Here is a 19,313-nt window from a genome sequence, read left to right as displayed (position 1 = left end):
GTCAGGGGGTCGGGCCGGCGGGGGTGCCGGGACCGGTGTCGAGTGCGGAGCCGATCCGGACGACCGCGCCGCCCGGGAACCACGCCGCCTCGTTGGGCGACCCGTGGTGGCCGCCGTCGGTGTCGGCGGTCATGGGCACGTCGACCGGTGCGGCGGCGTACAGCGACGGCACCGGGTCGGCGTAGGTCTCGCCGGACGTGGCGGCCCAGGCGCGCAGCCCGGACAGCGACGGCGCCGAGCCCGGGGCGACGGCGGCCAGCAGCCGCACGTAGCGCTGCGGGGCCGGCTCCTGCGGACCGAAGTCCAGCGGGAGCAGGGTGCCCGGGCTCTGGCCGAGCACGCCGCCGGTCAGCAGCCAGGGTGCCAGGTAGGTCCCGCCGAGCGCGGTGGGTGTGGTGAGCGCCGCGCGGGCGGTGTCGCGCACCGTGGTGGCGGCGAGCTGCCAGCCCGACACGACCAGCAGCGCGTCCTGGGGGCCCGCGGACGGGCGGACGGGCAGTCCGGCGGCCGCGGCCTCGGCCCGCACGACGTCGGCGGCGGCCCGCGAGCGCGGCGACGCGTCGCCGGCGATCGCGAGGCCCGGCGCGCCCTGGCCCCCGAGCGCACGCACGATGCCACGCAGGGCACCGGCGTCGGCGGGGTCGAGCGCCTCGGACGGGCAGTTCCCGACGGTGGCGTCGCCACCGGCGACGATCCGCCCGACCGTGGCCGACAGGCACTCCGGGGCGTCGGGCCCGGTCGCGCCGGCCGGGGCGGTGCGCTCGGTGCCGACGTCGACCGGCACCGAGCGGGTCAGGCCACCCGCGGTGAGGGTGATCGACGAGGCCCCCGCGGGCAGGTCGACGAGGGCCCAGCCGCCGCGGACCTCGGTACGGGCGGTGAACGGGACGACCCGGTCCCCCACCCGCACCGCGTACCCGGCGGGGGCGCCCGGGTCACCACCGTGCCCGGCTGGCATCCGTGCGTCCGGGCCGGTCACCTCGACCCCGCCGCCGGTGAGCTGCACCAGGTTGGGTCCGGGGCGCATCGGGGACACCGCCAGGGTCAGCGGGCCCGCGCCGAGGTCGACCGAGCGCAGCAGCGCCTGGCCGGGGGTGGCCCCCGGGGCCGGGGCGGGCAGTGCGGCCGGCAGCGTCGCCGCACCGACCGCGGCGAGGGCGGCCAGCACGACCGGGGTGCGGAGACGGTCGCGCAGCTCGGCGGCCCGCACCGCGTCGGAGCGGGTCCCGGCCGTCGCACGGCGGGTCACCCACGCCTGCACGGCGAGCAGGGCCACGACCGCGGCCGGGGCCAGCACGGTGACCAGCACCGCCCGGCCGTAGCCGGTGCCGTGCAGGTCGGTGAGCGAGAACGGTCCGGCGAGGGCGACCCGGACCGCGGCGAGCACCACCCCGACCGTCCCCGCCCCGATGCCGACGATCCGCACCCGGGCGGCCCGCGGCGCCGGGTCGGTCGCGGTGGCCAGGTGCAGCGCGGCACCGGCGGCCAGGGCACCCGCGACCGCGTACCCGGCGTCGAGGACGAACCACGGCGCCGACGGGGTCCCGGCCAGCTGGATCGCCAGCAGACCGGTCACCACCAGCGCGGGGGCGACGGCGAGCACCGGCCGCGGGCCGGCGAGCAGCGCGGGCACCGCCACCGTCGCCAGCAGGAGCAGCAGGGTCCAGCCGGAGATCCCGGCGCCGGACCGGGTCACCGCGGCAACCGCGGCGGAGACGGCGACGAGCGCCGCGACTCCCGCGACGACCCGCTCGGCGCGTCCGGGGGCGTCGGCGAGGACACGCACCAGGCCGGACCCGGCCACCACGGCGAGCGCGGTGAGCAGGACCAGGCGCAGGGCCGTGTCCACGAACGGCACACCGTCGGAGGGTCCTGCGGCGAGGACCGCCGGGGCGGCCCCCGCCACTGCACGGAGCAGGGCGGGGGCGTCCCCGGCCGGGCCGGCGGGCAGGAGCCCGCCGGCCGGCACGAGTGTCGCGAACGACGTCGAGAACGACACGGACGTCATCAGTCCTTGATGTCCTCGTCCGCGGCGACGAACAGCATCGAGTGCGGCTTGGCATTGCCGAACGCACCGTGCGGCCAGTTCTCGCGGTTGAAGTTGACGCAGGTCTCACCGGTGTCCTCGTCCTTGAACGACTCGTCCAGGGACAGCGAGCCGTCCGGGGCGATGTCGGTCATGCAGAGGCGGTGGTCGCCGTCCAGCCCGGTGCGGGCCACGAAGTAGTTCGCGGTCGCGAGGCGCTTGGGCTGGTCGGTGTGGTGGTAGTAGCCGTCGTCACCGAGCTCCAGGTTGTCCAGCGCGCCCCAGTGCGGGCCGGCGCCGGTCTGGTCGGAGTTGATGCCGACGGTGCCCTTGATGGTCGGGCAGTCGGCCTCGGCGCCACCGGCGGTGGTCTCCTCGATCGTGTCGATCGAGCAGCTCGGGTTCGGTCCCGAGGCCAGCAGCTTCTCGATGTCGAGCGCGATGACGCCGCCAGCGGTGCCCTTGTCGTCCGGGCCCAGCGTGCCGGCCTTGCGGCCGATCGTGGCGTGGTAGAGCGTCTTGTCGTCGGCGCTGGTCTGGATCCAGCCACCGTTCGCGCTCGGGCCACCGTTCTCGCCCCCGACGCCCAGGTGCGGCGCGGCGGTCCCCAGGTCGAAGACCTCCTTCCACTCCGGGTTGTCGGCGGTGATGTCGGGCGTGTAGAAGATCGCGCCGCCCTGCATCGTCTGGGCGAAGGCGCCCTTGTGCTCCGGCCGGTTGGTGACCGTGGTCTCCATGACGGCGCGGTTCTCGTTGCGCAGCGGGTCGACACCGTTGCTGCGCGGGCCGGTCGGCAGGTACTGCACCGACTTGACCTTCGGCTTGTTCAGGTCGGAGATGTCCCAGGTGCGCACCGTGGGCCGCCGCAGGTACGGCGACGGGTTCTTCACCGGGTCGAGGATGATCGTCCGCGGCTCGGCGTAGTCACTGGTGATCATGGTGTTCAGGTCCTCGCGGACCTGGATCCCGTGCGGGTTCGCGCAGGTGGGGTTGCCCAGGGCCGGCATGTTGAGGCACTGGGTCGGGTCCTCGGGCGTCTCCGTCGCGGCCGGGGCCTCGACGAGGTTGCGGCCCTCCTGGTCGAACCGGATGACCGAGCCCGGGGCGCCCGCGAAGCCGTTGCCGGTGCGGACCTCGCCGTTGGTGTAGCGGCACGGACCCGGGGCGACGGGGCCGCCCATGTAGGTGCCGTACGCGGTGCCGTCCTTGAGGACCCAGTAGGCGTCCGGGACCGACCCGCACAGCGTCTGCGACGGCAGCGAGATGCCCGAGAGCTTGATCTCCGGCAGCGCGGCGACGTCGAAGACGTAGGTCGCCGCGGTGAACAGGCCGCCCGCGTAGATCTTGTCGCCCTTGCGCCACGAGTACTGCATGTGGTGCGGCTCGTTCTCCACGAGCGGGCCGACGGTCGCGGTGTTGACGACCTTGCCGTAGTCCGGGGTGCCCTTGGTGACGTCGACGACGGCCAGGAAGTCCGGACCCGGCAGGGCGTCACGGACCTTGTCGACCGGGTCGAGCAGCGACCCGGGCAGGTTGCGCACGTCCGCCACGGCGTCGTCGGCGATGTTCTCGTCGCCGGCCCAGACCAGGGCGTACTCCTTCTTGGGCCCGTCGGCGGACTGCTGACGGGCCTCCGGCGTGAGGTTGTTCTCGACCCAGTAGTTCTTGCCGTCGGCGCCGGTGACCTCGGACTTGACCTTGTCGATCGTTCCCTGGGCCGACGCGGGGATCGCGACGACCCCGGCGACGACGGCGGCGCTCGCGAGGGCGATCAGCCCCCGCCGCGCCCAGCGGGACTGCGGGAGCAGGCTCATTCGCCGGCCCCGCCGCTCAGGAACGTCGGGGTGATCTGCTTCGGCGCCTTCGACACGACGTCGACCAGCCCGGCGACGGGGACGCCCGCGGGGGCGAAGTCGCGCAGCTGCTGGATCGGCTGGTCGGAGTCGAACGCCTCGTAGGACGACTCGACCGGGGGTGCCGTCGGCGCCGGGTCGGGCTGGTCGTCATTGGGGGCGCTGAGGATCGGACCGAGGTCGGGGACCAGGTCCGGGGTGGCCGCCTGGGCCGCGCCGGAGAGGCCGATCAGGGCGGTGCCGGCGAGTGCGGCGCCACCGGCGATCAGCCGGATCCGGGAGGCGGACCGTGCGCGGTGCTGAGGCACGACGTGTCTCCTTCTTTCGTGACGGGGAGCGGTTCGGGGCCGATGTGGACGTCCGTCGAGCGGCGGACCGCGGCACCGTCCGGTATGGATGGTGTCGCGGGGCGCGGGCAGGCGCGGACGTGCGGTGGGCGTCGGACTCCGACCTCCCGGGCCGCCGGACGGCGGGGCGGGAGGGTCCGCGCGGGGGCGCGGTGGTCGACCGGGAAAGCGGGGTACTGGGGCGGTCCCGTGGCTACCGCGGCCGCGGTCCCCGTGGCGGGGACGGCGAGCGGCGGAGCGCGGGCGCGCCCCGGGAGCCGGGCGCGGTCAGGCGCCGGAACAGAGCGCGCTCGCCTGGCGGCGCAGGTCGACGTGACGCCGAACCGCGAACCGGGAGACGAGGTGCATGCGGACCAGTAAACAGACCCGTTCGGAGTAACCCCACACCGGATCGGTCCACATCGTGAGATCGGGCCCGCAGCGCCCCCGAAACGGGCGCGGGGGGTGACCTGGACTACTCCGGACGGACCGGGACGACCCACTCCAGAGCATCGGAACGCGGCAGAACAGATCACCCGATCGTGTCAACGACGTCGGGAACCGGATCGCTCCACGGCGCTGACCTGCGACGACGTCGCTGTTGATGATCTTTACGGGAAGAAGTCCGGACACCTGGTCGTCCGGTGGGGACTGTGGCGAGCCGGATCCGGCGTCCTGCCGCGGTCCGAGGCGGTGGTCGCGACGGGTGAGGGGTCCGGTGCCGGATACGGCACCGGACCCCTCACCGGGGCCGATCACCCCAGGCCGAGCACCCGCACGGCGTTGTCCTTGAGGATCATCGGCCGGACCTCGGGCTTCATCTCGAGGGTCTCGAAGTCCGCGAGCCACCGGTCCGGGGTGATGACCGGGTAGTCCGAGCCGAACAGCACCTTGCGGCGCAGCATCGTGTTCGCCGCGCGCACCAGCTGCGGCGGGAAGTACTTCGGCGACCATCCCGACAGGTCGATGTACACGTTGGACTTGTGGGTGGCGATCGAGATCGCCTCGTCCTGCCAGGGCACCGACGGGTGGGCGAGCACCACGGTGAGGTCGGGGTGGTCGGCGGCGACGTCGTCGAGCAGCATCGGGTTCGAGTAGCGCAGCTTGATCCCGCGCCCGCCCGGCAGCCCGGCGCCGATCCCGGTCTGTCCGGTGTGGAACAGCGCGGGAACGCCGAGCTCGGCGATGGCGTCGTAGAGCGGGTAGAAGCGCATGTCGTTCGGCTCGAACGCCTGCAGGCTGGGGTGGAATTTGAAGCCGCGGACCCCGTGCTCGGTGACCAGGCAGCGGGCGCGGGCGACGGCGGCCTTGCCGGTGTGCGGGTCCACCGAGCCGAACGGGATCAGGACGTCGGCGTGCGCGGCGGCCGCGGCGGCGATCTCCTCGCTGGACAGCGGCGGGTGCCCGGTGCCCGACGGCGCGTCGACGGTGAACACGACCGCGGCGATCCGGCGTGCCCGGTAGTGCTCGGCGATCGTGTCGATCGTCGGGGTGCGGTCCTGGTCGGCCCTGAAGTACGCGGCCGACGCGTCGAGCAGCTCCTGGTCCAGCGCCAGGCAGCCGTGGCCGTCCTGCTCGACGTGGACGTGCACGTCGATCGCGACGACGCCGGCGGGGTCGATGGGCATGCGGGGAACCTCCGTCAGGGGAGCTCGGTACGGGACTTGACCTCGAGCAGCGCGGCGAGGACGGCGTCGCGGCGGGCGGCGAGCGCGGGGCCGTCGAGGTCGCCCAGCTCGGCGTGGACGCCGTCGACCAGGGTCGTGGCCAGCTCGGGGGTGAGCGTGACCTGTCCGAGGTCGCGCCACCACCGCTCGGTGGGCGGACCGAGGTGCTCCAGGATGTGCGCGAGCCCGCCGGGGCCGCCGGACAGGTGCTGGTTGGCGAACGGGCCGAGCACCGCCCAGCGCAGGCCGGGCCCGTGGGAGATGGCGGCGTCGACGTCGGCGACGGTGGCGACACCCCGCTCGACCAGCGAGTACGCCTCCTGCCACAGCGCGGCCTGCAGCCGGTTGGCCAGGTGGCCGGGCACCTCGGCCCGCAGCCGGACCGGTCGCTTGCCCAGCGCGGTGTAGAAGGCCGTGGCGATGTCCACGGCGGCCTCCGCGGTCCGCTCGCCAGGCACGACCTCGACCAGCGGGATGACCTGGGGCGGGTGGAACGGGTGCCCGACGAGCACCCGCTCGGGGTGCCGGGCCGCGCCGCGGGCGATCGTCGTCGGCAGCAGGCCCGAGGAGCTGGAGGCGAGCACGACACCGGGTGCGGCGGCCTCGTCGAGCTCGCCGAACAGGGTGTGCTTGAGGTCCTCACGTTCGGGGCCGTTCTCCTGCACGAACCCGGCCGGCCCGGCGGCGGCACCGGCGCTGTCGGCGAACGTCAGGTTGCCGACCGGGAGCGGGCCGTCGTGGCCGGGGAACGGGCCGAGCGCGGCGAGGTCGGCGCGCAGCCGGTCCTCGGCACCCGGGGCGGGGTCGAAGGCACGCACGTGCAGGCCGCGGGACAGGAACAGCGCCGTCCAGCCGACGCCGATCACGCCCGTCCCCACGACGGCGACGGTGCCGATCCCGGCCGCCCCGCCGGTGCCCTCGCCGGTGTCGTCGCCGGTGCCGGTGCCGGTGCCGTCGACGGTCCCGGCGGGGTTCCCGGGCGCGCTCACGCCGGTGTCCCGGAGGCGAGGTGGACGAACGCGTCGAGCGCGGTGGGGTCGGCGAGCACGTCGCGGGAGGCGACGTCGTCGACGGCCGCGCCGAGCAGGATCCGCTTCACGGGGACCTCCAGCTTCTTGCCAGTGCGGTTGCGCGGCACGACCGGCACCGCCTCGACCCGGTCCGGGACGTGGCGCGGGGTGAGCTCGCTGCGCAGCGCGGTGCGGATGCGGGCGACCAGGGCGTCGTCGAGGGAGGTGTCGGCGGCGGGCTGCACGAACAGCAGCAGCTCGCCGTTGCCGCCGGCGGGGTCCTCCAGGTGCACGACGAGCGAGTCCTCGACCTCGGGCAGCTCCTCCACGACGCGGTAGAACTCGGCCGTCCCCAACCGGACGCCGCCCCGGTTGAGGGTGGCGTCGGAGCGGCCGGGGACGACCGCGGAGCCGTCGGCGGAGAAGCGGACCCAGTCGCCGTGCCGCCACACCCCGGGCCAGGTGGCGAAGTAGGTGTCGCGGTAGCGGCTGCCGTCGTCGTCGCCCCAGAAGCCGACCGGCATCGACGGCATGGGGGCCCGGATGACCAGCTCGCCGAGCTCGCCGACGACCGGGCGGCCCGCGTCGTCGAACGCGGCGGCGTCGACCCCGAGGCAGGGCCCGGAGATCTCGCCGGAGCGCACCGGCTGGAACGGGCTCCCCTGCACGATGCCGGAGCAGACGTCGGTCCCGCCGCTGCCCACGTTGAGCAGCACGTCCGGCCCGAACTGCTCGGTCACCCAGCGGTAGCCCTCCGGCGGCAGCGGGCTCCCGGCGGCGCCGATCTGGCGGACCGCGGACAGGTCGTGCTCGACGGCCGGGCGCAACCCCGCGGCGCGCGAGGCCATGAGGAACCCGGGGCTCGCGCCCAGCAGCGTCGCGCCGGTCTCGGCGGCCAGGCGCCACTGCCAGCCGAGGTCGGGGTGGGCGGGGTTGCCGTCGATCAGCACGATCGACGCCTGCCGCAGCAGCCCGGAGACCAGCGCGTTCCACATCATCCAGGCGGTCGTGGAGTACCAGAGGATCCGGTCGCCGGGACCGAGGTCCCAGCTCAGGGCGTGGTTCTTGAGGTGCTCCAGGAGGATGCCGCCGTGGCCGTGCACGATCGCCTTGGGCAGCCCGGTGGTGCCGGAGGAGAACAGCACGCACAGCGGGTGGTCGAACGGGACCGGGTCCGCGCCCGGCTCCGGGTCGGCGGCCAGCAGTGCGTCCCAGGTCATGGCGTCGGGCACGGTGTGCGGCCCGTAGGGCACGGCGACGACGTGGCGCACCCCGGGCAGCCCGGCGCGCAGGGCGGCGACCTCGGCGCGGCGGTCGACGTCGCGTCCGGCCCAGCCGTAGCCGCCGACGGTGAGCAGCACGACCGGGTCGACCTGGCCGAACCGGTCGAGGACGCTGCGCGCGCCGAACTCGGGTGCGCAGCTGGTCCAGACCGCGCCGAGCGAGGCCGTCGCGAGGAACGCGACGACCGTCTCGGGCAGGTTCGGCAGGTAGGCGGCGACCCGGTCGCCGCGGCCGACACCGAGCCTGCGCAGCCCGGCCCGGGCGCGGGCGACCTGCTCGCGCAGCTGCGCCCAGGTCAGCTCGACCCGGTCGCGGGTCTGGGAGTACGCGACGACGGCGGTGCGGTCGTCGGGCCCGTCCAGGGCGTGCGCGGCGTAGTTCAGGGTCGCGCCCGGGAACCACTCGGCACCCGGCATCTCCCGGCGCCCGAGCACCGCCCGGGGCGGGGTGTCGAACCGCACCCCGAGGTGGGTCGCGACCGCCGACCAGAACGCCTCGGGCTCGGCCACCGACCAGCGGTGCAGCGCGGCGTAGTCGGGCAGGGCCAGGCCGTGCTCGCGCTCGACCGCGGTGACGAAGCGGCCGATCTGCGTGGTCTCCCGGACGTCGTCGGCGACGGGGCGCAGCAGCTCGCTCACCGGCGCACCTTCCCACCGCGGCCGTCGAGGAAGGCCCGCATCCGCTCCTGGGCCTCGGCACTCGAGGAGGCGACCGCAGCGACCAGCGACTCCATCATGAAGCCGTGGTCCGGGGAGGCCTCGGCGATCCGCGGCAGCGCCTGGAGCACCGCGACGTTGGTGATCGCCGAGTTCCCGGCCACGGTGCGGGCCAGCTCGCAGGCGCGCGCCAGCCCCTCCCCCGGCCCGGCGCGGTAGTGCGACAGGCCCAGCGCGTGCCCCTCGTCGGCATCGAGGACACGGCCGGTCAGCATCATGTCGGTCATCCGGTGCACACCGATGAGCCGCGGCACCCGCACCGACCCGCCGCCGCCGACGAACAGCCCGTGCTGGCCCTCGGGCAGTGCGTAGAACGTGGAGTCCTCGGCGACCCGCAGGTGGGTGGCCGAGGCCAGCTCCAGCCCGCCGCCGACGACGGCGCCCTTGAGCACCGAGACCACCGGCAGCCGTCCCTCGGCGAGCCGGGCGAACGCGCGGTGCCACATCCGGGAGTGCTCCATCGCCGCGACGACGTCGCGGTCGCCGAGCTCGGACAGGTCCAGCCCGGCGCAGAAGTGGTCGCCCTCGGCGTCGAGGACGACGGCGCGCACCCCCTCGGGCGGGCGGGCGAAGAAGTCCTCGATGCCGAGCACGGTCGCGTCGTCGAGGGCGTTGCGCTTGCGCGGCCGGGACAGGCGCAGCACGGCGACCTCGTCGTGCCGCTCCACCGTCAGCGACTCCGGGAGTCCCATCACGACACCTCTTCCCCGGCGGCCGCGGCCGCACGCAGGTCGACGCGCCGGACCTTGCCGGACGCGTTGCGGGGCAGCTCCTCGACGAACCGCACGTACTTCGGGACCTTGTACCGGGCCAGGTGCCCGGCGAGCAGTGCGCGCACGGCGTCGGCGTCGAGGTCGGCGCCGGGGCGCAGCTGCACGTAGGCGGCACCGACCTCGCCCCAGCGCTGGTCGGGGACCCCGACGACGGCGCAGTCGGCGATGTCGGGGTGGGTGACGGCGACGGCCTCGACCTCGGCCGGGTACACGTTCTCGCCGCCGGAGATGATCATGTCCTTGACCCGGTCGACGGCGAACGCCCAGCCGTCGTCGCCGGCCCGGAGCACGTCACCGGTGCGGAACCACTCCCCCCGCCGCGACGCCGCGGTCTCGGCCGGACGGTTCCAGTAGCCCGGGCTGACGTGCGGCCCGCGGACCAGCAGCTCGCCGGGCTCCTCGTCGAGGGGGACGAGCTCGCCGTCGCGCTCGACGGCGACGTCGGTGAAGAAGTGCGGCACCCCGACCGAGGTCGGTGGGTGCGCGGCCGTCCCCTCGCGGGTCGCCATGTGCACCCCGGGCGAGGCCTCGGTCATCCCGTAGCCCTGCTGCAGCGCGACGCCGCGCTCCAGCCAGGCCCGCGCGACCCGCTCCTGCACCGGGGAGCCGCCGTAGACCACCGTGCGCAGCGACGACAGGTCGGTCCGCTCCCACGCCGGGGACTCGCACAGCATCTGCAGCATCGTCGGGACGGCGGCGAAGCTGGTGATCCGTGCCCTGGCGATCCGGTCGAGGACCGCCACCGGGTCGAACCGGGCGACGAGCTCGACGCTGCCGCCCTTGAACAGCGTGGGCAGCGTGACCTGGGAGAGCCCGACGCAGTGGAACAGCGGCGAGATGCACAGCGTGCGCTCGTCGGAGCAGACGTCGACGTGGGCGAGCTGGTTGACCGTGTTCCAGGTCAGGTTGCCGTGGGTCAGCACCGCCGCCTTCGGACGGCCGGTGGTGCCGGAGGTGTAGAGCAGCACGGCCGGGTCGTCGAGACCGGCACCGGCGTCGTCGCGGGCGGGCCCGCGGGCCAGGTCCTCGACGCCGCGGACGACCGGGATCCGTGGGGCGGTCGCGGCGACGAGGTCGTCGGTGCCGGGGTCGTCGGGGTCGGGGCCGTGCACGAGCAGCGTCGCGCCGCAGTCGTCGAGCATGTAGCCGATCTCGGCGGGGGCCAGGCGGAAGTTCAGCGGGACCGCGATCGCGCCGAGCCGCCAGGCGGCGAAGCAGGTCTCCAGGGTGGCGACGGCGTTCACCCCGAGCCAGGCGACCCGGTCCCCCCGACCGACCCCCCGCTCCGCCAGGCCGCCCGCGATCCGGGCGACGCGCTCGGCCAGCTCGGCGTGGTCGACCGCCCGGTGCCCGTCGGACAGGGCCGGGGCGCGCGGGCTGATCCGCGCCCGGCGGGCGGGCCAGGTGCCCAGCCCGAGGCCGGGACCGGTGATCGGGCTCATGGGGCTCCCTCGCTCCTTGATATCAATCAAGTTGATAGCAAGGTCCTTGCCATGAGGTCAAGCGTCGCCGTCCGGCGGGATCGGGTCGCGATCGACCAGGGCGGCCAGACACCGTTCGAGGGCGTCGGCGAACACCTCGGCCTGGTCGGGCTCCAGCGCGCCGAGCATCCGGCGCTCGACGACCCCGGCCGCGGAGTGGCAGTCGGCCAGCACCTCGTCCCCGTGGGCGGTGAGCCAGACCTGCAGGACCCGGCGGTTGTCCGGCGCCGCGCGGCGTTCGACGAGCCCGTCGCGCTCAATCCCGGCGACGAGCTGCTGCATCGCCTGCGGGGTCACGAAGTGCCGCCGGGCGAGCTGCGCCGAGGACAGCCCGCCGCGGCGCTCCAGCACGCTGAGCGCGGTGTACTGGGCCAGCGTCACGCCCAGCGGGCGCAGCGCCTCCTCCATCCGAGCGCGCTCGGCCATCTGCAGACGCTTGACCAGGTAGGTCAGCCGCTGCCCGCGCGTTCCCGTCGGTACCGACGCCGCATCCGTCACGTGCGCGATCCTAACGACCATGGCGTCGATCACAAGTTCCTTGCTATAAAGCTGCTTTCCATCTCACGGAAGGCACGGAGCTGCGATGACGCACCCCCGGTTCTCCCCGACCCAGCGCCGACGCGCGGTCCTGTCGAGCTACCTCGGCAGCCTGATCGAGTACTACGACTTCCTGCTGTACGCGACGGCCTCGGCCGTGGTGTTCAACCGGGTCTTCTTCTCCGACCTCGACCCGCTCGTCGGCACCGTCGCCGCGTTCGGGACGCTCGCCACCGGCTACCTGGCCCGCCCGCTCGGCGGGATCGTGTTCGGCCACTTCGGCGACCGCGTCGGGCGCAAGAAGATGCTGGTCATCAGCATGGTGCTGATGGGTGTGGCGAGCACCCTGATCGGGGTGCTGCCCACGTACGCGCAGGTCGGCGCGCTGGCCCCGGTGCTGCTGATCGTGCTGCGGGTCGTGCAGGGCGTCGCGGTCGGCGGGGAGTGGGGCGGCGCGGTCCTGATGTCGGCCGAGCACGCGTCGTCGCGGCGGGGGCTGTGGGCCAGCTTCACCAACGCCGGTGCGCCGAGCGGCATGGTGCTCTCGACGCTGGTGCTGGCGCTGTCGGCGTCGCTGACCGGGGACGCGTTCCTCACCTGGGGCTGGCGGATCCCGTTCCTGCTGAGCGTGGTGCTGCTGGGCATCGGGCTGTTCGTGCGGCTGTCGGTCACCGAGACCCCGGTGTTCGCCGCGTCCGCCGCAAACCGGCCGACGACGCCTCGCCGGGCGCCGCTGCTGGAGGTGCTGTCCCGTCCGCGCAACCTGCTGCTCGCCGTCGGCGTGGGGTTCGGGGCCTTCGTCGCGCAGGGGACGCTGACCACCTTCCTCATCGCCTACGCCGTGCGCGCCGGGTTCGAGCGTCAGACCGTGCTCAACGCGCTCACCCTGTCCTCGGTGGTCGCGATCGTCGGCATCATCGGGTTCTCCGCACTGTCGGACCGGGTCGGACGCCGACCGGTCGTCCTGGGTGGGGCGGTCGCGACCGGGCTGTGGTGCGTCGCGATCTTCCCCATGATCGACACCGGCTCGGCGGTGCTGCTCACCCTGGCCGTGGTGGTCGGTCAGGGCGTCACGCACGCGGCCTGGTTCGGGCCCTCCGCGGCCCTGTACTCGGAGATGTTCTCCACCGGCTCGCGCTACACCGGGGCATCGCTGGGCTACCAGATCTCCGGGATGGGCGCGGGGCTGTCGCCGGTGCTGTTCGCGTCGCTGCAGGCCGCCGGCTTCGGCACCGGGGTGCTGTCGGCGGTGATCGGGCTGCTCGCGCTGGTCTCGGTCGGGTCGGTGCTCGCGCTGCGCGAGACCGCCCGCGACGGTCTGACGGGCCCGGACGTCCCCGCACCCGCGGGGACCACCGAGGGCGCCGCCACCCGCTGACCGCCGGCCCGCGCCGGTGTCCGCCCGCGGTCACGGCCCGGGTGTTCAGCGGCGCGGCGGCCCGGCCGCCTCAGACCCGGGCGTCCTGCGGGTCCGACGCCGGGGCGGGCAGCCGGGACGCGACGACCGCGACGACCACCGTCACCAGGGACACGACCGCCGCGACCAGGAACGCCGCGTGCACCCCGGCCGCGTCGACACCGGCGCCGGCCGAGGCCAGCGTCATCACGGTGATGAACAGCGCCGTCCCCGCCGCGCCCGCGACCTGCTGGAGCGTGGTGAGGATGGCGCTGCCGTGCGAGTACAGCTCGCCCGGCAGCGATCCCAGCGAGTCGGTCATCAGTGGCGTGAACATCAGCGCCAGCGCCGCGGACAGGCCCACGTGCAGCACCACGACCAGCCAGAGCGGCGTCGTCGCGGCGAGGGTAGTGAACCCCCACATCACGACCGCGAGCAGCACCGCGCCGGGCAGCACCAGCGGACGGGCGCCGAACCGGTCGTAGGCGCGGCCGACGAACGGGCCCAGCAGCCCCATCACCAGCCCGCCCGGCAGCACCACCAGGCCCGCGACGAACGCGCTGTCACCCAGCACGTCCTGGATGTAGAGCGGCAGCAGGATGATCGCGCCGAACAGCGACATGAACCCGGTCGCGACGAGCACCAGCGACAACGTGTACCGGCGGACCGTGAACGGGCGCAGGTCCAGCAGCGGGGCCGTACCGGTGCCGCGCTGCAGCCGGACCTGGCGGTGCACGAACACCGCGAGCGCCACCGCGCCGAGCACCAGCGGCACCCACGGCGGCACCGCGGTGTGCGCGCCCCCGGCGGCGGACTCGCCGATCGCGGACAGCCCGTAGACGATCCCGGCGAACGCGACGGCCGAGATCAGGACCGAGGCGACGTCGAGTGGGGCCCGCGTCGTCTCCGCCTCGACCCGCAGCCGCAGCGCACCCGCGACCAGTGCGACCAGGGCGATCGGCAGCACGATCCAGAACATCCAGCGCCAGCCCAGCGCGGAGAGGATCACCCCGGACAGCGTCGGGCCGACCGCGGGCGCCACCGCGATGACGATCGAGATCGTGCCCATCGTCTGCCCGCGGCGGCTCGCCGGGACCAGGCGCAGGATCGTCGTCATGAGCAGCGGGACCATCACCGCGGTGCCGGTGGCCTGCACGACCCGCCCGGCCAGCAGGAACCCGAACGCGGGCGCGACCGCGCACAGCAGGGTCCCGACGCTGAACAGACCCATCGAGGCGAGGTAGACCGACCGCGGCGGGAACCGCCCCAGCAGGTACCCCGTGATCGGGATGACCACCGCCATCGTCAGCAGGAACCCACTGGTCAGCCACTGCGCGGTTGCCGGGGTGACGCGCAGGTCGGCGATCAGGGCGGGCAGCGCCACGCTCATGATCGTCTCGTTCAGGATCATCACGAACGCCGAGCCGACGAGCAGCCCGATGATCAGCAGGGCTCCGGCGGGCAGCCGCTCGGTGTCGCGGTCGGGGGCCGGCTCGGTGGTCACAACGTGCTCCTCGTGGACGGGACGGACGCGCCACCCACGGCACCGACGGCACGGCGCCGGTACCCGTCGCGGCCGGGCGACGGGGTGGCGGTGTGGGAGTGGACCACGGCCGGGCGGGCGACGGCGAACCGTTTCTGCCCGGCGCCGGGGGGACAATGGCGCCATGTCCACCTACGACGTCGTCGTGGTCGGGGCGGGTCCCGCCGGCTGCGCCGCGGCGCTCAACGTGTTGCGGCTGCGGCCGTCGGCGTCGGTGCTCCTGCTCGACGCAGCGGCCTTCCCCCGCGACAAGACCTGCGGAGACGGCGTCGCGGCCGAGGTGTTCGACCTGCTCGACGAGCTGGGCGCCACCGGGGTGCGCACGCTCGGCGTCGCGGCGCCGCGGCTGCGCCTGCGCACCCCGGCGGGCCGGGTCGTGCACCGCACCGCGCGCCGGCCGAACCGGGTGGTCCCGCGCCGGGAGCTGGACGCGGCGCTGGTCGACGCGGCCGTCGCCGCCGGGGCGCAGCTGCGCCGCCACCGGGTCCGCACCGTCGTCCCCCGCGGGGACCGGGTGCTGGTCGACGACGTCGCCGCCCGGGTCGTGATCGGCGCCGACGGGGCGAACTCGGTGGTCCGCCGCGCACTCGGCGCGCCGGCCGTGCCGCCGTGGTCGACGGCGGTGGCGATCCGCGGGTACGCCCCGGTGGCCGCCGAGCCGGGCACGCTGTCGATCGAGTACGCTGGCGGCGCCGTCCCGGCCTACGCCTGGTCGTTCCCGATCGCGGGCGGCGGCGCCAACGTCGGCTACGGCGTGTTCGACGAGCGCGGCGCCGGGAACCGGGCGTCGCTGCTGGAGCGGCTGGCCGCTCTGCTGCCCGGCCAGGAACCCGACCCGGCCACGCTGCGCGCGCACCACCTCCCGCTGTCGACCGCGCCCCGGTTCCAGCCCGACGGACGGGTGCTGCTGGCCGGTGACGCCGCGGCGAAGGTGAACCCGCTGACCGGCGAGGGGATCTTCGACGCCGTCGCCTCCGGGATCCTCGCCGGGCGCAGCGCGCTGCGCGGTGACGACGCGGGCGCCGCCCACCGCGCCGCCATGGAGCAGACCTTCGCCCGGCACCACCGCCACGTCGGTGCGCTCGCCCGGCTGGCGGCCCGCCCCGCGTTCCTCGACGCCGCGATCGGCGCCGCCGCACGGCACCAGCGGGTGTTCGACTGCGCGGTGGGGCTGGGGCTGGCGCGGGGCACGGTGTCCCCCGCCGCGCTCGCGGTCGTCGCCGCGCACCTGCCGGCTGCCGCGCTCGGCGCCGTGGTCCGGCGCCGGGCAGCCGCCCGCTCGGGCGTGTGAGCCGGTCCCGTCCCAGGAGCCGCCGCGGCCGGGCTCCGGTAGACAGGACGGCATGGAACAGGTTGTGCTGCTGGACGACGACGGCAACCCGGTCGGCGTCGCGGACAAGGCCACCGTGCACGGTGCGAGCACCCCGCGGCACCTGGCGTTCTCCTGCTACGGCGTCGACGACGCCGGCCGGCTGCTGGTGACCCGGCGCGCCCGCACCAAGACCGCCTTCCCCCTGGTCTGGACCAACACCTGCTGCGGCCATCCCGCACCCGGTGAGGACATGGCCGACGCGGTGCACCGCAGGCTGGCCGACGAGCTGGGCGTCCGCGCGACCGAGCTGCGGATGGTGCTGCCGGACTTCAGCTACCGCGCGTCGCAGGACGGGATCGAGGAGAACGAGCTCTGCCCGGTGTTCGTCGCCCGGATCACCGGTGAGCCCGAGCCGCGCCCCGACGAGGTCGAGGACCTGGCCTGGTGGAGCTGGTCGCGCTTCCGCGCCGCCGCCGACGACCCGGACTCGGGGCTGTCGCCGTGGGCCCGGCTGCAGGCCCCGCTGCTCGACGCGCTGGCCGACCCGCTGCTGGTCGGCGCCCGGGGCTGAACCCGGGACTGGTGGAATGGGCAGGTGGTCCCCGAGCCGTCCTCCGCGCTGTCCCACGACCTGTCCGACGCGCTGGCCGCCGCCCTCGACGACGCACTCGACCGCGTCCCCGCCGCCCGGCTCGCGCCGGTGGTCGAGCGGCTGATCCGCGACTACCGCAGCGGCACGGTGCCCACCGCGCCGATCCTGCGCACCGACGACGACGCGGCCGCCTACGCCGCGTACCGGATGCCCGCCACGTACGCGGCGGTCCTCGACGTGCTGGAGCGGGCGGCCGCGCGGGCGCCCGAGCCGGCGTCGCTGCTCGACCTCGGCGGCGGGACCGGCGCCGCGGTGTGGGCGGCGGCACAGGTGTGGCCGTCGCTGGAGCGGGCCACGGTGCTGGAGGCCGCCACGCCGGCCCGGGCGCTGGGCCGCAGGCTCGCCTCCGGTGCGCCGTCGCCGCTGCTGCGGGCGGCCCGCTGGGAGGCCGCGGTGCTCGGCACCGCCCCGGTGCTGCCGGAGACCGACCTGCTGACCGCCTGCTACCTGCTCGGTGAGCTGCCGGCACCGGTGCGCGACGCCGTCGTCGACGCCGCCGCCCGGGCCGCGCGGGTCGTCGTGCTCGTCGAACCGGGGACGCCGGCCGGGCACGCGCGCATCCTCGACGCCCGCGCCCGCCTGCTCGCCGCGGGCCTCACCGTCGCCGCGCCCTGCCCGCACGACGGGGCCTGCCCGGTGACCGGCGACGACTGGTGCCACTTCGCCGTCCGCGTCGGACGCAGCTCGCGGCACCGGGTGCTGAAGGCCGGCTCGCTGGGGCACGAGGACGAGAAGTTCTCCTACGTCGTCGGCGTGCGTGACGGCGGCGACGACGACGGGAGCGTCGGCCGGGCCCCGGGCCGCGTGGTCCGGCACCCGCAGACCCGCAAGGGTCTGGTGACGCTGCGTGTCTGCGAGTCGGACGGGACGCTGCGGGACACCCCCGTCCCGCGCAGTCGTCGGGAGCTGTTCCGGCACGCCCGTGACACGGCGTGGGGCGACGCCTGGCCACCCGAGTGAGCCTCGCAGGTTGCTCGCAAGTGGCGGAGGCGAACATCACAGACGGAACGCGCCGAGGAACGTTGTGAATCCGTAACACGGACCGGCATCGTGGGCGACTGACCGGGCGAGACGGCCATCAGGTGGGCCGCGAGCAGCAGCATTCTCACAGATCGAGCACGACCATGAACGACTTCGTCGCCGGCGCTCCCGCCGACCGCCTGCCCACCCTCGTCCGCACACGTACCGGGTACCGCGTGTACGACCCGGCCCTGATCGCCGGCACCGACTACGTCGTCGACGACGCGGGCGACCTCGTCTACACCCGGCTCCCGGCCGGCGCGCTGACCGGCACCGCCGTCGTCGCGGCCGTCGTGGTGGCCCTCACCGTGGGCGAGAACAGCTGGTCCCGGTCAGCGCTCGCGTTCCTCGTCTGTCTGCCCCTCGCGCTCGGGCTGGTGATCGGGGTGCTGTCGATCATCCACGCGGTCACCGACCCGGTCCGGGCCTACCGTGCCCGCACCGGGCACACCCGCTTCGCCCGCGACATCACCGAGTCCGACGCCGCTTCCTGGCAGCTCTGCGCGCGTGCCGAGCGGCTCGCGGCGACGCCGTCGTGGCAGGCGGGCCGGATCGACCCGTCCCGCAGCCTCGGTGTTTTGCTGTGGACCGCCGTCGCCGGTGGGGAGGCCTGGGCCGCCGAGGCCCTGACCCAGCTGGCCGAGCCGGCGACGGGCCCGGACCTCACCTCGGTCTGAGCACTCCCCCGGGGCCGTCAGACCGCGTAGCGGGCGACCGGGAGCAGGGCGTCGGCGTCGCGGCGGTCGGCGTCGGTCGCGACGCAGGCCCGCAGTGACCGCTGCAGCGCGTCGGAGTCGAGACCGGTGCCGATCAGGACCAGGGTGGTGCGCCGGGGCTCGTCGACGTCCCACCGGGTCCGGTGGAACCGCACGTACCGGCCGACGGTGTGGAGGTCCCAGCGTTCCCGGGCCGGGGCGGCGGCGAAGCGCACCGAGCCCTTGATCCGGTACAGCCCGGACGGCCTGGCGTCGAGCAGGTCCTGCAGGCGGGCGGCGTCGAGCGGTTCGTCGCTGAGGAACGTCAGGCTCTGGTAGCCGGCGTGCAGGTGCTGGGCGTGCGGCTCGTCGACGCGCTCGCCGAGCATCAGCTGCCGTCCCGGCACGATCTCGATGTCGAACAGCAGCGCCGGGTCCACCGCGCCGTCGCGGACCGGGACGATCGGCGCCCGCGGGTTCGCCTCGCGGCACAGCCTGCGGACCCGCCAGAGCGGCCCAGGCCCCACCCTGTCGATCTTGTTCAGGACGACGAGGTCGGCCATCGCGACGTGCTTGTCGAGCTGGGGGTGACGGCGCCGCGAGGTCTCGAACTCCGCGGCGTCGACGACCACGACGAGCCCGCCGAAGCTCAGGTGCTGGCCGAGTGCGTCGAGCACGAGCTGGACCAGGGTCCCGGGCTCGGCGATGCCGCTGGCCTCGATGACGACGACGTCGATCTCGTCGCGGCGGCGGGTCAGCGTCTCCAGCACCGAGGAGACGCCACCCTCGCCGACCTCGCAGCACAGGCAGCCGTTGCCGAGCCCGACGACGTCGCCGGCCTGTCCGGCCACGCGCATCGCATCGATGCCGACCGACCCGAAGTCGTTGACGACCACGCCGATCCGCGCGTCCCCGCCCGCGGCGAGGAGGTGGTTCAGCAGCGTCGTCTTGCCGGCTCCGAGGAATCCGGCCAGCACCACGACCGGGATCTTCCGGGGCATCCGTCATGCCTACCACGAGCG

At 74.9% G+C, this 19,313-nt stretch carries 16 protein-coding genes; 5 read left to right on the top strand and 11 right to left on the bottom strand.

From position 1 onward, the window contains the following. Window position 1 precedes the first annotated feature (1 nt). The 9 genes from Ae331Ps2_RS17370 to Ae331Ps2_RS17330 all read right to left on the bottom strand — a co-directional run bounded on the left by Ae331Ps2_RS17370 (window position 2) and on the right by Ae331Ps2_RS17330 (window position 11,634). Entirely contained in the window at window positions 2-2,008 is a 2,007-nt protein-coding gene (locus tag Ae331Ps2_RS17370) for a hypothetical protein (protein ID WP_075307720.1), read from the bottom strand. Continuing rightward, on the bottom strand, window positions 2,008-3,840 hold the full coding sequence (locus tag Ae331Ps2_RS17365; RefSeq protein ID WP_075307722.1) for a hypothetical protein: 1,833 nt from the start codon (window positions 3,838-3,840) through the stop codon (window positions 2,008-2,010). Before Ae331Ps2_RS17365 ends, Ae331Ps2_RS17370 begins: the two co-directional genes overlap by 1 nt. Then, a complete protein-coding gene (locus tag Ae331Ps2_RS17360; RefSeq protein WP_020625532.1) occupies window positions 3,837-4,187 on the bottom strand; it encodes a hypothetical protein in 351 nt (116 codons plus the stop codon). The genes Ae331Ps2_RS17365 and Ae331Ps2_RS17360 overlap by 4 nt, the downstream gene beginning before the upstream one ends. A 773-nt stretch (window positions 4,188-4,960) precedes the next feature. Further along, complete coding sequence (gene couO, locus Ae331Ps2_RS17355; protein ID WP_170917040.1) at window positions 4,961-5,833, bottom strand: 4-hydroxyphenyl-beta-ketoacyl-CoA hydrolase; 873 nt, start codon at window positions 5,831-5,833, stop codon at window positions 4,961-4,963. A gap of 14 nt (window positions 5,834-5,847) precedes the next feature. Next, the gene (locus Ae331Ps2_RS17350; RefSeq protein ID WP_249265272.1) at window positions 5,848-6,861 is read right to left on the bottom strand and encodes a 3-hydroxyacyl-CoA dehydrogenase NAD-binding domain-containing protein; all 1,014 of its coding nucleotides are present in this window, start codon (window positions 6,859-6,861) and stop codon (window positions 5,848-5,850) included. Next, window positions 6,858-8,804 carry an acetoacetate--CoA ligase gene (locus tag Ae331Ps2_RS17345; protein ID WP_075307724.1) on the bottom strand — a complete coding sequence of 649 codons (1,947 nt, stop codon included), beginning with the start codon at window positions 8,802-8,804 and terminating at the stop codon, window positions 6,858-6,860. Before Ae331Ps2_RS17345 ends, Ae331Ps2_RS17350 begins: the two co-directional genes overlap by 4 nt. After that, the gene (locus Ae331Ps2_RS17340) at window positions 8,801-9,574 is read right to left on the bottom strand and encodes a crotonase/enoyl-CoA hydratase family protein (protein WP_020625536.1); all 774 of its coding nucleotides are present in this window, start codon (window positions 9,572-9,574) and stop codon (window positions 8,801-8,803) included. Before Ae331Ps2_RS17340 ends, Ae331Ps2_RS17345 begins: the two co-directional genes overlap by 4 nt. After that, the gene (locus Ae331Ps2_RS17335; protein WP_075307726.1) at window positions 9,574-11,097 is read right to left on the bottom strand and encodes a long-chain fatty acid--CoA ligase; all 1,524 of its coding nucleotides are present in this window, start codon (window positions 11,095-11,097) and stop codon (window positions 9,574-9,576) included. The genes Ae331Ps2_RS17340 and Ae331Ps2_RS17335 overlap by 1 nt, the downstream gene beginning before the upstream one ends. Before the next feature lie 57 nt (window positions 11,098-11,154). Beyond that, window positions 11,155-11,634: a MarR family winged helix-turn-helix transcriptional regulator gene (locus Ae331Ps2_RS17330; RefSeq protein ID WP_249265587.1), complete on the bottom strand. Its 480-nt coding sequence runs from the start codon at window positions 11,632-11,634 to the stop codon at window positions 11,155-11,157. 85 nt (window positions 11,635-11,719) lie between these two features. Here Ae331Ps2_RS17330 and Ae331Ps2_RS17325 point away from each other — a divergent pair, with 85 nt between their 5' ends. Then, a complete protein-coding gene (locus Ae331Ps2_RS17325; protein WP_075307728.1) occupies window positions 11,720-13,051 on the top strand; it encodes an MFS transporter in 1,332 nt (443 codons plus the stop codon). Between the two features lie 70 nt (window positions 13,052-13,121). Here the strand turns inward: Ae331Ps2_RS17325 and Ae331Ps2_RS17320 are convergent, their stop codons facing one another. After that, the gene (locus tag Ae331Ps2_RS17320; protein WP_075307730.1) at window positions 13,122-14,573 is read right to left on the bottom strand and encodes a DHA2 family efflux MFS transporter permease subunit; all 1,452 of its coding nucleotides are present in this window, start codon (window positions 14,571-14,573) and stop codon (window positions 13,122-13,124) included. 163 nt (window positions 14,574-14,736) lie between these two features. On the opposite strand from Ae331Ps2_RS17320, the gene Ae331Ps2_RS17315 reads away from it, so the two are divergent. The 4 genes from Ae331Ps2_RS17315 to Ae331Ps2_RS17300 all read left to right on the top strand — a co-directional run bounded on the left by Ae331Ps2_RS17315 (window position 14,737) and on the right by Ae331Ps2_RS17300 (window position 18,273). Continuing rightward, window positions 14,737-15,903, top strand: a complete 1,167-nt coding sequence (locus Ae331Ps2_RS17315) for a geranylgeranyl reductase family protein (RefSeq protein ID WP_075307732.1) — start codon at window positions 14,737-14,739, stop codon at window positions 15,901-15,903. Window positions 15,904-15,955: 52 nt separating this feature from the next. Further along, on the top strand, window positions 15,956-16,495 hold the full coding sequence (gene idi / locus Ae331Ps2_RS17310) for an isopentenyl-diphosphate Delta-isomerase (RefSeq protein WP_043281743.1): 540 nt from the start codon (window positions 15,956-15,958) through the stop codon (window positions 16,493-16,495). 24 nt (window positions 16,496-16,519) lie between these two features. After that, the gene (locus tag Ae331Ps2_RS17305) at window positions 16,520-17,536 is read left to right on the top strand and encodes a small ribosomal subunit Rsm22 family protein (RefSeq protein WP_075307734.1); all 1,017 of its coding nucleotides are present in this window, start codon (window positions 16,520-16,522) and stop codon (window positions 17,534-17,536) included. A 164-nt stretch (window positions 17,537-17,700) separates the two neighbouring features. Further along, window positions 17,701-18,273 (top strand): hypothetical protein, encoded by a 573-nt coding sequence (locus Ae331Ps2_RS17300; protein WP_020625846.1) that lies wholly within the window; start codon window positions 17,701-17,703, stop codon window positions 18,271-18,273. Between the two features lie 17 nt (window positions 18,274-18,290). On the opposite strand, the gene Ae331Ps2_RS17295 is transcribed toward Ae331Ps2_RS17300, so the two are convergent. Beyond that, the gene (locus Ae331Ps2_RS17295) at window positions 18,291-19,292 is read right to left on the bottom strand and encodes a GTP-binding protein (protein WP_020625845.1); all 1,002 of its coding nucleotides are present in this window, start codon (window positions 19,290-19,292) and stop codon (window positions 18,291-18,293) included. Between the last annotated feature and the right edge of the window lie 21 nt (window positions 19,293-19,313).

It is taken from the genome of Pseudonocardia sp. Ae331_Ps2, assembly GCF_001932405.1.
GTDB lineage: Bacteria > Actinomycetota > Actinomycetes > Mycobacteriales > Pseudonocardiaceae > Pseudonocardia.
The sequence above is the reverse complement of the archived record's forward strand: the minus strand, read 5'-3'. Positions and strand labels throughout refer to the sequence as shown.

Coding starts and splice junctions, on each gene's coding strand:
- Ae331Ps2_RS17370 (WP_075307720.1), bottom strand. CDS start 2,008: ATGACGTCCGTGTCGTTCTCGACGTCGTTCGCGACACTCGTGCCGGCC.
- Ae331Ps2_RS17365 (WP_075307722.1), bottom strand. CDS start 3,840: ATGAGCCTGCTCCCGCAGTCCCGCTGGGCGCGGCGGGGGCTGATCGCC.
- couO (WP_170917040.1), bottom strand. CDS start 5,833: ATGCCCATCGACCCCGCCGGCGTCGTCGCGATCGACGTGCACGTCCAC.
- Ae331Ps2_RS17340 (WP_020625536.1), bottom strand. CDS start 9,574: ATGGGACTCCCGGAGTCGCTGACGGTGGAGCGGCACGACGAGGTCGCC.
- Ae331Ps2_RS17335 (WP_075307726.1), bottom strand. CDS start 11,097: ATGAGCCCGATCACCGGTCCCGGCCTCGGGCTGGGCACCTGGCCCGCC.
- Ae331Ps2_RS17325 (WP_075307728.1), top strand. CDS start 11,720: ATGACGCACCCCCGGTTCTCCCCGACCCAGCGCCGACGCGCGGTCCTG.
- Ae331Ps2_RS17315 (WP_075307732.1), top strand. CDS start 14,737: ATGTCCACCTACGACGTCGTCGTGGTCGGGGCGGGTCCCGCCGGCTGC.
- idi (WP_043281743.1), top strand. CDS start 15,956: ATGGAACAGGTTGTGCTGCTGGACGACGACGGCAACCCGGTCGGCGTC.
- Ae331Ps2_RS17300 (WP_020625846.1), top strand. CDS start 17,701: ATGAACGACTTCGTCGCCGGCGCTCCCGCCGACCGCCTGCCCACCCTC.
- Ae331Ps2_RS17295 (WP_020625845.1), bottom strand. CDS start 19,292: ATGCCCCGGAAGATCCCGGTCGTGGTGCTGGCCGGATTCCTCGGAGCC.